This window comes from Mycobacterium sp. OAE908 (assembly GCF_017872775.1).
In the GTDB taxonomy this organism is placed as follows: domain Bacteria; phylum Actinomycetota; class Actinomycetes; order Mycobacteriales; family Mycobacteriaceae; genus Mycobacterium.
The window spans coordinates 4,184,277-4,198,897 of record NZ_JAGGJL010000001.1 but is presented as its reverse complement, the minus strand read 5'-3'; the positions used below and the strand labels follow the sequence as shown (position 1 = coordinate 4,198,897).

The following is a 14,621-nucleotide window of genomic DNA, read 5'->3' as shown; positions in this document are numbered from 1 at the left end:
CTTACGACTGCGCGGGCAGCGCCACGGTGTCCGGGTCGTCCTGCGACCGCCGCCTGGTTTGCGGCGGCAGGAAGTGATAGTCGCCGCGCGGATAGACGACTTGCGGCCACCAGAACCAACGGCCCAAAAGCGTTGCGATGGACGGCATCAGGAAGGAGCGGACAACGAACGTGTCGACCAGCAGGCCGATCGCGATCGTGGAGCCCATCTGCGCCAGCACGACCAGCTTGCTGCCCATCATTCCCGCCATGGTGGCCGCGAACACCAGTCCGGCCGACGTCACCACACCACCGGTGCCTGCCATGGACCGGATGAGGCCGGTCTTCAGGCCCGCGTGGATCTCGTCCTTGAATCGAGAGACGAGCAAGAGGTTGTAGTCCGAGCCGACCGCCAACAGGATGATGACGGACATCAGCATGACCAGCCATTGCACCTGAATGCCGAAGAGGTCCTGCCAGATCAGCACCGAGATGCCGAACGACGCCGCGATCGAACTTGCCGCCGTGCCGACGATGACGGCAGCGGCAACGGCGCTTCGGGTCAGGATCAACATGATCGTGAAGATCAGCGTCAGCGACGAAACCACAGCGATCATCAGGTCGTATTTGGCGCCTTCCGACATGTCCCGATAGGTCGCCGCCACGCCACCCAGATAGATCTTCGCGTTCGACAGCGACGACATCTTCAGCGCTTCCTGCGCGGCTTTGCGTTCCGAGTCAACGCGTTTGATGCCGTCGACCGTTGCGGGATCGCTCTCATGGGTGATGAACATCCGCGCGGACGTGCCGTCAGGCGAAAGGAACATCGTCAGGCCACGTTTGAAGTCGGGGTTGTCGAAGGCTTCCGGCGGCAAGAAGAACAGGTCGTCGTTCTTCGCCCCATCGAAGGCCTCGCCCATCGCCAGCGCGGTGTCGTTGGAGGCCTCCAACTGGTCCAGCAGCGCCTTCTGTGAGTTGTAGGACGCCAGGGACAGGTCCCTGCTCGCCTTCATCGACGCGATCGTCTGCGGCAGGAGCGCGGTCAGCTTTGGCGCAAGGTCCGCCAGTTTGTCGGTGTTGACCTGCACCGCCCCCGTTTGGTCGGTCACTCGGTCTATCCCGTCGAGGGCGTCGAACAGGTTTCGTGTCGCATTGCAGAGCGGGATGTCGAAACAATGCGGTTCCCAGTAGAAGTAGTTCCGGATCGGCCGGAATTGGTCATCGAAATTCGCGATGTTGTCTCGCAGTTCTTCGGTGGTCTGCAGGAGCGCCTGCGACTTGGCCGCAGAATCCTGCGTCAGCTTGGTCTGCTCGAGGGACAGTTGGTACTGCTGCTCCAAGATGTCGATCGAGCGGTTGGTCTCATCGATCGTTTTGAGCTGATTGGCCAATTGATCCCGCTGGAACGGCAGGTTCATGTTGTTGGTCTGGCCCTGGATGCTCGTCTGGAACGGAATGGAGCTGTGCTGGATCGGAATTCCCAGCGGCCGCGTGATGCTCTGCACCATCGCAATGCCCTCGGTGTGCATGACATTGCTTGAAATCTTGTTCAGCACAAGCATGTCGGCGGGATTGCGCATGTCGTGGTCGGCTTCGACCTCGAGGATGTCGGGGTTCATCCGGGCCTGACTGAAATGCCGGTCGGCTGCCGCGAAACCGACGTTGACCGGAGCGTCCTTCGGCAGATAGTAACGGTCGTTGTAAGCCGGCTTGTACCCCGGGATCGCCACGAGGCCGATCAGCACCACGAACAGGCTCGCCACGAAAATCGGTGCGGGCCAACGCACTACCGCGGTACCGACACGGCGCCAGAACCTGCTCTGGGGAGGCCGCTTCGATTCGTAGAGCCCGACACGGCTCCCGAGGAAGAGTACGGCCGGACCGAGCGTGACCGCGATCGCCACGACCACGATCATGCCGATCGCGACGGGCGCACCCATGGTGGAAAAGTACGGCAGTCGCGCGAAGGACAGGCAGTACGTCGCTCCCGCGATCGTCAGGCCGGAACCCACGATGACGGGTGCGACGGATTTGAAGGTGGCGTAATAGGACTCGTCCCTGTCCAGCCCGATACCGCGGTCTTCGCGATACCGACCGAAAATGAAAATGCCGTAGTCGGTGGCCGCGGCAATGGCCAACATCGTCAGGATGTTTCCTGCGAATGTCGTGAGTCCGAACGCTCCGTGGGTGGCCAGCATCGACACCACGCCTCGCGCGGTCAACAGCGCGAGAAATGTGAGGAACAGCTGGATCAGCGTGGTCCGTATCGAGCGGTAGACCACCAGCAGCATGGCCGCGATTGCGACCAGCGTTATCAGGGTGATCTGTGCCAGGCTGGCGTTGCCGATGACGTGCAGGTCGTCGGTGAGCGCAGCCGGACCTGCCACATAAGCCTGAACTCCAGGCGGCGCCTTCGTCTCCTCTATGACCTTGCGGACGGCTTGAACGCCTTCGTTGGCCAGCGTTTGGCCTTGTTCGCCTGCGAGGTTGATCATCACGTAGGACGCCTTGCCGTCGGGGCTCTGCGCGCCTGCGGCGGTCAGCGTATCGCCCCAGAAATCCTGAATGTGCTGGATATGCTCGGGATCTTGCTGCAGCTTGCGGATGATCTCGTCGTAGTAGGCGTGTGCGTCGGGGCCCAGTGGCTTCTGGCCCTCCACCACGATCATGATGGTGCTGTTGGAGTTGAATTCCTTGAAGTTGGCGCCCATCCGCTTCATCGCGACCATGGACGGCGCGTCCTCCGGAGCCATTGGCGCCGAGTGCTGCTCACCGACGACTTCGAGCTGCGGGGCCAGCACATTCACCCCGACAGCGACGACGAGCCAGAACAGGACGATCGGCAGAGCAAGGATTCGGATCAGGTGCGGCACGACGGCCCGCTTCGGCTTTGGCATACCAGCGGTTTCGGGCCCAGCGGCGTGGGTCATGCGGACTTCACCAAGCAGTAGGTCTGAGCGTTGACTCCGTCGGCTGATTGCTCTTCACGGACGGTTCCGTTCACGGTGACGCGGCATCCAATCTGATCGCCGTCGGTCTGCGCCATGAGATTGGCGCTGACGGTCGGCAACGTCGTTGACAGGGTGATCGACCACGGCAGCGGCGCGGTTATCGAGTGCACATGCGCATCCGTGTCGAAATAACTGATCTGGGCGGTGGTCCCGGGTGCGCCGTAAACGTCGTACACCATGACCTTGGGGTTGAACTGAACGATCTCGATGCCTGCACCCGCGCCTGCGTTGAGGTCCGCCGAGGCGAACATCTTGTGCAAACGAGAGACCACCAGGCCCGAGACCGCCAACACGACAATCAGCAGCAGCGGAATCCATACGCGCTTCAGCACGCGACTCGCCGGAATAGCCTTCACCCCAACACCTTTCGTGTCACCTCAGCGGACTGTGCGGCGCCGACATCGGCCGGACAGTCCACGTTCGCGATCAGCCGACGCAGAATCGGCAGCGCGACCCGCGCCGAAAGCAACAACGCAGATTCCTCCTCAGGTGTCAGCGTTTCCATCAACGCTGTCAGTCGTTCGCGGCGCATTCGCTTGCGCTCGTCGAGCAACGCTTGGCCGTGCTGGGTGATTCCGATCAGGGCGGCCCTGCCGTCGTCAGGGTCGGCAAGCCTGGCCACTAGGTCCAGCCGTTCCAACCGCTGAATCAGCTGAGTCATCGACGGCTGGCTGACGCCCTCCTTGGCGGCAAGCGTCGTCAGCCGGATGGGACCTTCCCGACACACCCTGTTCATCGCAAACGCCGCAGACGCACTCAAATCGGCGCGATCGGACAGGAAACGCACTGTCAGGTCCACAGCCTGGTCGAGAAGCTCGCCAACACAGTCGCCGGCGGGTTCGTCAGCTGACCTAACTTTCACATCGTATCTATATCACTCGACCTATATAGCGGCAATATTTGGCTCGGTTCGCCCAGTTCACAGGCACTTCACAGGGTCGCCTGCGTCGCGTGCACCAGGTGCACACACCTGCGGATTCGGCCAAGGTAGAGGGTGGCTGCCACGGATGGTGATTGAACGCTGTTGCGGTACAGCTGTTCTCAGACCGTCCGGCCGTCCCGACCGCAACCGCCCCGGCAACTACATTCTTCCGGCTATGTATTGTCGGGCCACAGTCGCGCCGGACTGACGCGTAACGTTCGGCTCATGCTTGACCGCACCGCAGGCCTCCGCGTTGCCGCCCGGCACGCGGAGGCGTTTCTCGCCACCCTCGACGAGCGGCCGGTGGCGGCCCGTGCCGACGCCGCAGCCCTCCGCGCCGTCCTGGGCTCACCGCTGCCCGAACACGGCGAAGAGCCTGCCGCAGTGATCGAAGCGCTCGCTGCAGGCGCCGAACCGGGCCTCGTCGCCACCCCGGGGCCACGGCACTTCGGCTTCGTCATCGGTGGCGCATTGCCCGCTGCGCTGGCCGCAGACTGGCTGGTGTCGGCATGGGACCAGTGCGCGGCCTTTCATTCGTTGTCCCCCGCCATGGCGGCCATCGAGGAGATCACCTCGGCGTGGGCGCTCGAACTGCTCGGCCTACCGGCCGGCGCGAGCGTCGGCTTCGTCACCGGAGGCCAAGGCGCCAACACCACATGCCTGGCCGCGGCGCGGCACACCGTCTTCGAGCGCGCGGGCTGGAATGTGGAGCGCGACGGCCTGATTGGCGCGCCGCGGGTGCGCATCGTGTGCGGCGAGCAGGCCCACGCGACGATCTACACGTCCCTGCGGTTGCTGGGCCTCGGGGAGCAGACCGCCATCCGGGTGCAGGCCGACGCACAAGGCCGGATGGATCCCGACGAGCTGGCAAAAACGTTGGCCGCCAACGACGGTCCGACGATTGTGTGCGCGCAGGCAGGCAATGTCGCCACCGGTGCGTTCGATGCGTTGGGACCGATCGCCGACATATGCGCGCGGCATGACGCGTGGTTGCACGTCGACGGCGCGTTCGGGCTGTGGGCCGCGGCATCTGCGCGGACCCGACACCTGACCGACGGCATCGAGCGCGCGGATTCCTGGGCCGTCGACGCCCACAAGTGGTTGAACGTCCCGTACGACGGCGCAATGGCGATCGTCGCCGATCCGGACGCTCACCTCGCCGCGATGCGCCTGTCGGGCCCGTACCTCGTCGCCGATCCCGGTCAGCGCGACAACACCAACTATGTGCCGGAGAGTTCGCGCAGGGCGCGCGCGGTTCCCGTCTACGCGGCGATCCGCTCTCTTGGCCGCGCGGGAATTGCCGAGATGATCGACCGCAACTGCGAGCAGGCGCTTCGAATGGCCAAGCAGCTCAGCGCTATTCCCGGTGCCGAGGTGCTCAACGACGTCGTGCTCAATCAGGTGCTGGTCCGCCTGCCCGGCGGCGATGAGGCCAACCGTGCCGCGGTCGCCGCGATTCAGCGTGAGGGCACGTGCTGGCTCGGAGGGACCACCTGGAACGGCGAGTATGTGCTGCGGGTGTCGATCTCGAACTGGGCGACGACGGACGACGACATCGACCGTTCGGCGGCCGCAATCGCCGCAGCCGTCACGGCATAGTCATTCGTCGCGCCGGCCTTCCCTAGCGTGGCTGGTTGGCAATTCCCGGGAACAATTGCACATCGGGGCCCGAGGTCACGTAACCCAGCTGTTTGGTGACGAGATGTGGCGCGAAAACCGCACCGTAGAGCACGTTTCCGATGACGACGACCGCGGCGACGGAGAGCAGCGCCGACTGCAGACGAGTCTTCGACAACCTGTCCGACCACACTTCGATGACATTGCGGCCTTGCGAATCCGTCCGGCCCAGCAGGTAGGTGAAGACCATCATCTGGATGCCCATCGCGATCGCGTCGTAGATCGGATACTGATGCAACGTCCCCTCGAAGAGCCCGAGCCCGGGAATCACGTACGCGTAGTGGAAGACTCCGAGCCGGGCACCGAGGCCCCCGTTGAACAGCAGTGCCCAGCAGAACCCGACGACCAGGCCAACGATCAACAGCGTGATCGGTCTGCGCCAGCCGAACCGTGCGCTCAGCGCTCTGCCGAGCGCGGCGCCGACGACGGCGGGAATGCAGAAGTAGCCGATGTAACCCAACGGCACCGACGACGGCAATCCGCCCCACGTCATGTTCAACGGCCACCACGACGGCATGCGTGGAAGCGCCGGCGGAAATTGCGCATACATCGCCCAGTCGTAGGGCGCTTCGATCCACGAGAACGAAATCGCCGATATGCACAAGAGCAGCAGCGGGTGCAGCCGTCCACGGCGAACGCTCAGATAGATCCCGGCGACAGTGAACACGATGCCGCTGAGCCAGCCGAAGGCGTTGGCGGCCGTCAACAACGGCGTCAACGCTTTCGCGCCTCGGGGTCGAAATAGATGACCAGGCCGAAGATCAGCGCGATCAGCCCGACCAGTGTGCCGAGCATGATGAATTGGCCCACAGTCCCTTCCCTTCCGCACGACCACCAAACAAGTAATAGTGGATACTATTACTTGTGATGGGTCAAGGAGCGCTATCGTGGGACCTTCGTCAGCCGCTGAGCGCGGACCTAGGAGTGACTACCGTGCCCCAGCGAGGTTCCGTCAAGAAGCAAACGGCCACCGAGTCGGTGCGGCGCCGCCGCGGCGAAGCGCGGCGGCTGCTGCTCGACGCGGCACGAGAACTGTTCGCCCGTCGGGATTACCGGACAACCACGACCCGTGAGATCGCCGAGGCCGCCGGCGTCACCGAGTACTTGCTCTTTCGCCATTTCGGCTCGAAGGCCGGATTGTTTCGCGAAGCGCTCGTGCTGCCGTTTACGAACTTCGTCGATGACTTCGGCAAGACGTGGCATGCCGTCGTCCCCGAGGAGACGGACGAGGAAGAGCTCTCGAAGCAGTTCGTCGGCCAGTTGTATGACGTTCTGGTGCAGCACCAGGGTCTGGTGTTGACACTGGTGGCGGCGGACGGGCTGAGCGAGGAAGAGATCGAGAGCGCGGGCATCGCGGACATCCGACGAGCCCTCACCGTGCTCGGGCAGATCAGCGCCGAAGGTATGAGCATCCGCGGAATGCGGTCTACCCAGCCCGACCTGCCTGCGCATTCGACGGTCGCGATGATCGTGGGCATGGTCGCGCTGCGCTCGACCTTCTACGGAGCCGATCCGCCACCGCGGGAGGCTATCGTCGACGAGCTCGTGCAGGCGATATTGCACGGCTTCCTGCACCGGCCGTAGCGATTTCGGAGCGCTGACGTCGAGACACTCTCGCGCGTGCTCGCCTCTTCCAAACCCCTTCGGCGACTCTGGGAGTGGAGCACCGATACCGAAGGCACCGCACTGCAGATCGAGGCGCGCCGACTGAAGCGTATGCAGGTCTTGCCTACTGACGACCTTCCCATATAGTGTTCGGAACAAATGTTTGGGCGCCGGGTGTCCGGTGGATTCAGGAGGTCCGGATGCCGGGTCGGCTCGAAGGAAAAGTTGCTTTCATCACCGGCGCGGCGCGCGGGCAGGGACGCGCCCATGCGATCGCGATGGCCCGGGAAGGCGCCGACATCATCGCCGTCGACATCTGCCGCGACATTCCGTCCAATCCCTATCCCCTCGCCACACCAGACGACTTGGCCGAGACCGAACGCTCGGTGAAGGAACTCGGCCGGCGGGTCGTTGCGCGCGTGGGCGATGTCCGAGAGCGACATGAACTGCGGGACGCGGTCGAAGCGGGACTGGCGGACCTCGGCAAGATCGATATCGTCCTCGCGAACGCGGGCATTCTGCCGATGGCGATGGGCCGCCCACACGACGCGATGGCGTTCGTCGACGCCAGCGATGTCGATTTGCTCGGCGTGATGAACACTGTCGCCGTCACGGTCCCACACCTGCCGAACGGTTCGTCGGTCATCATTACGGGTTCGACCGCAGGCATGATCCGCGGCACCACCGACAACCCGAACATGGGTCCCGGCGGCAGGGGGTACGGCTGGAGCAAGCGGGTGCTCATAGAATACGTCGAAGAGATGTCACTGGCATTGGCGGACCGGCTGATTCGGGTCAACGCCATCCACCCGACCAACTGCAACACCCACCTGTTGCAGAACGACGGGATGTACAGCATGTTCCGACCCGACCTCACCCAGCAGGGCAAGCAGGCCACCCGCGAGGACGCCGAACCGTTGTTCACGATCTTCCAAGCCATGCCGATTCCGTACATTGAACCGGACGACATGGCGAACTTGAGCGTTTTCCTGGCCAGCGAGGAGAGCCGCTATATCACCGGACAACAGATCCGGGTCGACGGCGGCTCGTTGCTCAAGTGGCCCAACGGTCCTGGCGGCTAGGCCATCTCCGATGTTTCGATACAACCCGCATCACTGTCCGGCCTGTTGTCGCGTGTCATCAGCGCAACGGTCGCTGGCTTGATTTCCAGCTGCAGTGAATCGAACACCTTCGCCAACGTGTCATATCCGCCCACGGTGAAGATCACGTCGAGAAGCTGTTGGGTTGCTTAGTTGTTCAGCTTCGGAATATTCCTGGCCGGCAACGGTTCTATACGCATCACACGAGTCGCAAGCGCATTGTCGTACTCACGTTCCGATCACCAGGCCTGACATGCTGTCATCCGAACGCCAGTCCTCGAGAAGCTGTTCAAATGCGTAGTACCCCAGGCCATATGTCTCCCCAAGGTACGTTCTTGGCCGCAGCTTGCCGTCCTCGTCCGTTACTTCCTGCCCGTCGTTGTTGAAGTAGCCCGGTGTGCATTCTCGAACAAAATCAGTGGTATCGATGGCCACTTCACGGACATGATGTACATATGCGTCCTGAGCCTCGAGGCTGGGTTCGACGAACGTCGCGCTACGCTGGAGTGCCTGGCTGACAATCCATGCGATATGACGACCCTGGTTGTTGAATGTCTCAGTGGTCGAAGCGTTGAAGCCGCCCTGGAAGAAGCCCATGTAGAACTGATTGGGAAAACCGTGTGTCATGACACCGTGCAGGGTTCGAAATTCGTGCGCCCACTGATCATAGAGAGATCGGCCCCCGCGGCCGGATACCTTATCGATTCCCCATCTCCGTTGGAGATCGCTGGTCACCTCGAACCCGCTAGCGAAAATCAAGCAGTCAATCTCGTACTCGATGGACTCATGAATGAATCCGCGGGCGGTGATCCGTTCCACCCCTCGCGTTCGTGACACGTCGAGAAGCTTCACGTTGGGCCTGTTGAATGCCGGATAGAACTCGTCGCTCGAGGCGGGCCGCTTGCACATGTGTCGATACCATGGCTTCAGGATCGCCGCCGTCTCTTTGTCTTTCACCACCGCATCGACGCGATTGCGCAACCGCTCCATGACCCGATAGTCCATCAACTCCCGCATCGCGAGGAAGTCCTCCGGTGATTGCGGCCAGCCTGTCTGTTCGAACTCTGCCGAGAGGTTCCGGTTGATTTCGGTCCAGATGTCACAGACTCGATCCGACTCACCGGGCATCAGACCGTCTATCGCCGCGCGGTGAAAGTTCATCTGGCGTTCGCGTTGCCAGCCAGGCTGTAACGTCGCTAGCCATGCTGGATCTGTCGGCGTGTTGTGCCTCTCATCTACGGTCGAAGCGGTTCGCTGCAGCACGTACAGCTGCCCGGCGAATTTGGCCAGGAACGGCACTGCCTGAATAGCCGAGGCGCCAGTGCCGACAATCGCAACCCGTTTGTCAGCTAGCTTGTCGAGAACCGGCGCTTCCTGACTGCCGCCGGTGTACTCGTAATCCCAACGGGCAGTGTGAAACATCCTGCCCTCAAAATCATCGAGGCCCGGTACGCGGGGCACCTTCGGCGTATTGATCGGCCCGAGGGCCATCACCACGAAGCGAGCCCGCAGGTCATCGCCCCGGTCGGTTCCGATGCGCCACCTACTGATCGATTCGTCCCAACTCAGCGCATTCACGCAGGTGTGAAAAAGTCCACACCGATAGAGGTCGAATCTGGCTGCGACGCTTTGGCAGTACTCACGAATTTCGAGTCCTTCCGCGAACTTCTTCGTCGGGAAGAATTCCATCTCCTCCAATAGGGGCAGATAGCAGTACGAGTCGTTGTCACATGAGAGTCCGGGATATCGGTTCCAGTACCATACGCCACCGAAATCGCCTGCCTGCTCGATGATTCGAACATCCTCGACGCCCGCCTTGCGCAGATGATACGCAGCCAAGATGCCCGCCCAGCCGCCACCGAGAATGGCCACATCGAAGCTTTCACTCACTGCGCTTCGCGGCATGCGGGGCATATGCGGATCGCTGTAATCAATCGCATCTATGCCCTCGACGGCCGGGGCGTATTGCTCCTGACCTTCAGGACGAAGGCGTCGATTCCGTTCGTCGCGATACCTTTTGCGAAGGGCCGCGATATCGACATCCTCCGGGTCAGGCAGATTCGTCGGATCACACGTCATCGGCACGTCCTTCGGGCATAGGAGAGAAGGTCAGGGGAAGTCGTTCCATCGCCAGGAGCGCGGCGTTGGGTAGGTAACGGATCTCCTCGACAGGTATCGCGAGATCGAGATTTCGCAGCCGCCTCGCCGTCTGTTTCGCCGCGACCAGCAACTGCATCCGCGCGAGAGAGACGCCAAGGCAAAGGTGGACCCCCGCGCCGAAGGTCATGCTCTTGCGGATATTGATTCGGCTTGGATCGAACCGGCGTGGGCAGTCGAACACTGACTCGTCGTCGTTGGCAGATGCAAACAGCACGAGAAGGTGCGCGCCCTTTGGCAGTTCCGTACCTCCCAGGGTCACCGACTCGGTGGTGACTCTGGACAGCGCTCGCACCGGTGGATCGAGACGCAATAGCTCCTCGATGAATCGTCCCATCTGGGAGTCGTCGTCGACAGCGTCGTAGAAGTGGGTGGCTATCTGCGGATCGGTCACCACGTGGAACAGGATGTTGGTGAACGCCGTCGACATCGAATCATGGGTGTTGATGAGAAGCGCGCGAGCGGTGGCAACCAATTCGTCGAAGCTGAGTGGTTCCTCGTCGGGCGTTCGGGCCGTGATGATGTCGGACAACATGTCGTCCTCGGGATTGTCCATGCGTCGCCGGACCAGCGCGATCAAGTAGTTCTGCATCTCGGCCAACTCGCCGGCGGCACGCACCATGTCTTCACGCGTGTTCGCAAGACTGAATTGCGACAGATAGGCACTGCCCCATTTCTTGATTGTGGCCATGTCGAGATCATCGACCTGGAGCTGCTGCATGCTGAAGGCAATCGCCATCGGCAATGCGAGTTCGTGCAGTCCGTCTACCTCCCCGCGCCCAACAAAGCCATCGATCAGTCCATCAACAATCTGTTTAAACTGCGGCTCAAGGGATTTCATTCGTTTTCTGCTGAAGGCCTGTGACAGCAGACGGCGTACCCGCGTGTGGCGCGGCGGATCGATGTTGGCGACGTCGGGGAAAAAACCGCCGCCATCTCGCTCGAGTATGGCCTTCACTTCATCAAGGTGGCCGTGTGCCATCTGCTGGTAGTAGCCGAGTTCCTGCGAGAACACGACAGGATCACGAAGTACTTCAGTGAGGTCTTCATGCCGTGACACCAGGTACATACCCAGATCCTTTTCGAAATGGACCGGGGCGTCATAGCGGAGGGTGCGGTAGTAGGCGAACGGCTTCTGTTGAATAGCCGGATCAACGAAGGACGCCCCGTCGAGGGAGTCCAGACGCTCGGCGCCAACCGGGCAACCGGTCTCCACTGCTGAATTTTCGGTCGTCACAAGATGTGCCCTCCGTCCGTCACGTGTTCACACCCGCGCTCGCTTGTGTGCGAGGCGACTGTTGTTTGCCGTCCCACGTGTCGGGACCGACTCCCCGCCGCCGTAAGTCGGCTTTGATGACACGCAGGGTCGCTTGGGTTTTCGGCAGCTCGTCGACGAATTCCAAGTAGCGGGGAATCATGAACCTGGTCATCCGACTTTGGAGATCTTCGTATAGATCCTGCGGACTGATCGTGGACCCCTGCCTTCTCACCGCGAACAACATCACCTCGTCTTCGACGCTGTCGGCGGGTACCGCGACCGCTGCGCACTCGACGATCTCCGAGTTGCGCAACACCTCCGCCTCGACCTCGAACGACGAGATGTTCTCGCCCCTCCGACGGATCGCGTCCTTGAGACGATCGACGAAGATGTAGTCACCATCCGGGGTGCGGACGAGCGCATCCCCGGTATGGAACCATCCATTACGCCAAGCGGTTGCCGTCGCTCCGTCGTTGTTCAGGTAACCCGCATTCATCACCCATGGCACGCGAGAGCGAACCACACACTCACCGACCGTTCCATCGGCGACTTCGTAGTCGTTCGCATCCACCAGTCGGACTTCGAACCCGGGATAGCCATCCCGCAGCCGGCCGACAGTGCGACTGTTCGAAGGATTCCAGCCGGACCTGATGGCCACACCGCCTTCCGTGCTGTTGTACACGGTGCAGATGCGGACGCCGAACCTGTCGCTGAATTCTCGATAATTCGCACCCAGCGGCGCCATGAACACGTTCTTGAGACTCGTTGGGCATGTCGGACTTTCGGGATTACGCAGGAGCACGTCGGCCATTGAGCCGACGAGCATGCCGGTGGTGATCCCGAAGTTCAGCACATCGTCCCAGAAGCTGATCAACGCGAAGCGCGATCTCATGACTACTTGCCCACCGACCATCGCGGCGTTGTACGGAATCGACTTCGAACCAAAGTGGGCATGTGACGTCGTGCAGTAGAAGACGTCCGCCGACGTGAGGTCCTCGATCGGAAATGTCCCAGAGTTGATGGAGTGCAATTGGCCCCACGGCAGCTTCACGGCTTTGGATGGTCCGGTGGTACCCGAGGTGTAGGTGATGCAGGCGATATCGTGAAACTCGGGCACGCTGACTCGTTCGCGCGTTGCCATCATGTCAAGTCGCAGACTCGAGTCCCGTGTGATGCCGGGCAGAGGTGAGTTCTGTTCGGCGTCGTACGGCTCACCGTCGATTACGAGCACGTGTTCGACACTTTGCAAGTCGGCGGCGACGGTCTCGACAACGCCGACATATTTTGGGGCCACCACCAGTAACGCGGGAGCGCAGTTGTTGATCGCGTAAGCGAGCATGCGCCCACGGAACTCCGGATTTGTCGCCGCGTCGATCGCGCCCAGACTCGCCAGCCCTAGCCAGACGGCCACCGAGTCCAGACCCGCGTCGAGGATGGTGACAACGACGTCGCCTCGCTGTACTCCGAGTGCTACGAAGCGAGCCGCCCATTCGTCCATCGACGACTGCAGTTGACCCCACGTCGCGGACTCACCGTCCACGGTCCGGATGAACGTCCGGTCAGGATCCTCCTTCGCCATCCGATTCACGATGGCGGGCAGCGTTTCCGCTGACGATGATGTCACGCGTACTTCCAGAACGCACGCATCATCTTGATCTTCCCGCTGTCGTCAAAGGTGAAGTGATCGACGAGCGGACCAACGTGCTGCATTGCACCCTCGCGCGTCACCACACCCTGCAAGATGGCGATGGCCTCGTTGCCACAGACAATGACGTCGCGCTCGAGCCACAGCTTCATCGGTGAAAGATCCGTGACCAACTTCCAGAACTCTGCTCGCAAACTTTCGATACCGGTGTAGGTATCCACTCCAACCGGATCCTCCAAAACGGTGTCATCAGCCCAAAGCGCCAACCAACCTTCCTTGTCGTGGTCGCTGAGGGTGTCGCAATGCGCATTGATCGCCGCGACGATCATATTGGCGTCTGGCATTCTGGTTCCCTTCTAGCACTGTCGAGTCGTTCGGCGGTTCACGCGGTCAAACTTTGCTTACATCGTCATCCCAGCCCGTATCACGCTCTCTGACAGCGGCTTTCACGCCCTTCTCGTGTATCAGACGGAGGTGATGCTCTTTGGCGAGTGCTGCTTGTGCGCTGGGAGCGTAGGGATCTCGGCCGACGTCGACCATCGCCGAAAGTCCAGCAGCCTCATAGAGGCGATGCGTACCACGCTTGTTCGCGATGAGGTCACCGGTTTCCATCCGCGCGATCTGCTCGGCAAAACGCATCGCCATGTCCTCTTCTTCGCCGAGCGCGACGACCCTGTTGACGTAGAACAGGCGATGGGCGGTATCGGCGTCCAGCCAACCCCCGGTCATCCACAGCTGTTTCATGACGCGGATGGGAAAGTGGAACGGCATGAGCGCATAAGGGCCGTACGGCGCACCGACCCCGACGCGAGATTCCTCCCAGCTGAAGCGCGAATTGTCAGCGGCGATGACCACGTCGGCGGCTAACAAGAAGGTATTCGCGTGAGGTCCCACGAATCCCTTGGCGGCGACCACAAGTCCCTTTCTGAAACGCCACGGTGGGAGCAAATCGCCCGTATGCACCCAGTACTTGTCCTCTATCGTCGCCGGTGTCTGACCGCCGATTGTTTCGGCGGCAACCTGCGCAATGTCATGACCGGAGGAGAAGTTCGGACCTTCCGCCGTCAGCACGACACACTTGATGTCCTCCGTGCGGTCACAGTCAGCGAGTACCGAGTAGAACTCCTTTTCCATCGTGCTGTTGATGGCGTTCATCTTCTCGGGTCGATTCAAGCGTACGGTGACAATGCTCGACTGCCGTTGCACCTTCACGCACGTCATGCCAGCCCAATCTGCTTCAGGCAAAACATGTCTCCTATTCGCTCATG

13 protein-coding genes are annotated in these 14,621 nt (G+C 61.6%); 3 read left to right on the top strand and 10 right to left on the bottom strand.

Translation table 11 applies throughout. The annotated features are described in order from the left end of the window. Position 1 precedes the first annotated feature (1 nt). From J3E61_RS20715 to J3E61_RS20705, 3 genes are read right to left on the bottom strand one after another with little or no spacing between them, the layout of a single operon-like run. Entirely contained in the window at positions 2 to 2,908 is a 2,907-nt protein-coding gene (locus J3E61_RS20715; RefSeq protein ID WP_210084790.1) for an MMPL family transporter, read from the bottom strand. Further along, on the bottom strand, positions 2,905 to 3,345 hold the full coding sequence (locus J3E61_RS20710) for a transport acessory protein MmpS (RefSeq protein WP_192721178.1): 441 nt from the start codon (positions 3,343 to 3,345) through the stop codon (positions 2,905 to 2,907). The genes J3E61_RS20715 and J3E61_RS20710 overlap by 4 nt, the downstream gene beginning before the upstream one ends. Then, positions 3,342 to 3,776, bottom strand: a complete 435-nt coding sequence (locus J3E61_RS20705; protein ID WP_192722389.1) for a MarR family transcriptional regulator — start codon at positions 3,774 to 3,776, stop codon at positions 3,342 to 3,344. Before J3E61_RS20705 ends, J3E61_RS20710 begins: the two co-directional genes overlap by 4 nt. 360 nt (positions 3,777 to 4,136) lie before the next feature. Between J3E61_RS20705 and J3E61_RS20700 the strand changes: the two genes are divergently transcribed. Continuing rightward, entirely contained in the window at positions 4,137 to 5,510 is a 1,374-nt protein-coding gene (locus J3E61_RS20700; protein WP_210084789.1) for an aspartate aminotransferase family protein, read from the top strand. Positions 5,511 to 5,532: 22 nt separating this feature from the next. Here the strand turns inward: J3E61_RS20700 and J3E61_RS20695 are convergent, their stop codons facing one another. Next, the gene (locus J3E61_RS20695) at positions 5,533 to 6,306 is read right to left on the bottom strand and encodes a spirocyclase AveC family protein (RefSeq protein ID WP_210084788.1); all 774 of its coding nucleotides are present in this window, start codon (positions 6,304 to 6,306) and stop codon (positions 5,533 to 5,535) included. A 149-nt stretch (positions 6,307 to 6,455) separates the two neighbouring features. Between J3E61_RS20695 and J3E61_RS20690 the strand changes: the two genes are divergently transcribed. Further along, positions 6,456 to 7,172, top strand: a complete 717-nt coding sequence (locus tag J3E61_RS20690; RefSeq protein ID WP_192721181.1) for a TetR family transcriptional regulator — start codon at positions 6,456 to 6,458, stop codon at positions 7,170 to 7,172. A 221-nt stretch (positions 7,173 to 7,393) separates the two neighbouring features. Continuing rightward, a complete protein-coding gene (locus tag J3E61_RS20685; RefSeq protein WP_192721182.1) occupies positions 7,394 to 8,275 on the top strand; it encodes a mycofactocin-coupled SDR family oxidoreductase in 882 nt (293 codons plus the stop codon). Here J3E61_RS20685 and J3E61_RS20680 read toward each other — a convergent pair. From J3E61_RS20680 to J3E61_RS20655, 6 genes are all read right to left on the bottom strand, one after another. Next, entirely contained in the window at positions 8,272 to 8,421 is a 150-nt protein-coding gene (locus J3E61_RS20680; RefSeq protein WP_210084787.1) for a hypothetical protein, read from the bottom strand. The genes J3E61_RS20685 and J3E61_RS20680 overlap by 4 nt on opposite strands. A 100-nt stretch (positions 8,422 to 8,521) precedes the next feature. Beyond that, complete coding sequence (locus J3E61_RS20675; protein ID WP_210084786.1) at positions 8,522 to 10,372, bottom strand: NAD(P)/FAD-dependent oxidoreductase; 1,851 nt, start codon at positions 10,370 to 10,372, stop codon at positions 8,522 to 8,524. Further along, positions 10,362 to 11,687 carry a cytochrome P450 gene (locus J3E61_RS20670; protein ID WP_210084785.1) on the bottom strand — a complete coding sequence of 442 codons (1,326 nt, stop codon included), beginning with the start codon at positions 11,685 to 11,687 and terminating at the stop codon, positions 10,362 to 10,364. The genes J3E61_RS20675 and J3E61_RS20670 overlap by 11 nt, the downstream gene beginning before the upstream one ends. A gap of 19 nt (positions 11,688 to 11,706) precedes the next feature. After that, complete coding sequence (locus tag J3E61_RS20665) at positions 11,707 to 13,332, bottom strand: AMP-binding protein (RefSeq protein ID WP_210084784.1); 1,626 nt, start codon at positions 13,330 to 13,332, stop codon at positions 11,707 to 11,709. Beyond that, positions 13,329 to 13,697 carry a nuclear transport factor 2 family protein gene (locus J3E61_RS20660; protein ID WP_210084783.1) on the bottom strand — a complete coding sequence of 123 codons (369 nt, stop codon included), beginning with the start codon at positions 13,695 to 13,697 and terminating at the stop codon, positions 13,329 to 13,331. Before J3E61_RS20660 ends, J3E61_RS20665 begins: the two co-directional genes overlap by 4 nt. Before the next feature lie 46 nt (positions 13,698 to 13,743). Then, a complete protein-coding gene (locus J3E61_RS20655) occupies positions 13,744 to 14,574 on the bottom strand; it encodes an enoyl-CoA hydratase/isomerase family protein (RefSeq protein WP_210084782.1) in 831 nt (276 codons plus the stop codon). Positions 14,575 to 14,621: the final 47 nt, after the last annotated feature.

Excerpts from the sequence above, each read along its gene's own strand:
- J3E61_RS20715 (WP_210084790.1), bottom strand. The coding sequence starts at position 2,908 with ATGACCCACGCCGCTGGGCCCGAAACCGCTGGTATGCCAAAGCCGAAG.
- J3E61_RS20700 (WP_210084789.1), top strand. The coding sequence starts at position 4,137 with ATGCTTGACCGCACCGCAGGCCTCCGCGTTGCCGCCCGGCACGCGGAG.
- J3E61_RS20690 (WP_192721181.1), top strand. The coding sequence starts at position 6,456 with ATGGGTCAAGGAGCGCTATCGTGGGACCTTCGTCAGCCGCTGAGCGCG.
- J3E61_RS20685 (WP_192721182.1), top strand. The coding sequence starts at position 7,394 with ATGCCGGGTCGGCTCGAAGGAAAAGTTGCTTTCATCACCGGCGCGGCG.
- J3E61_RS20675 (WP_210084786.1), bottom strand. The coding sequence starts at position 10,372 with ATGACGTGTGATCCGACGAATCTGCCTGACCCGGAGGATGTCGATATC.
- J3E61_RS20660 (WP_210084783.1), bottom strand. The coding sequence starts at position 13,697 with ATGCCAGACGCCAATATGATCGTCGCGGCGATCAATGCGCATTGCGAC.
- J3E61_RS20655 (WP_210084782.1), bottom strand. The coding sequence starts at position 14,574 with ATGACGTGCGTGAAGGTGCAACGGCAGTCGAGCATTGTCACCGTACGC.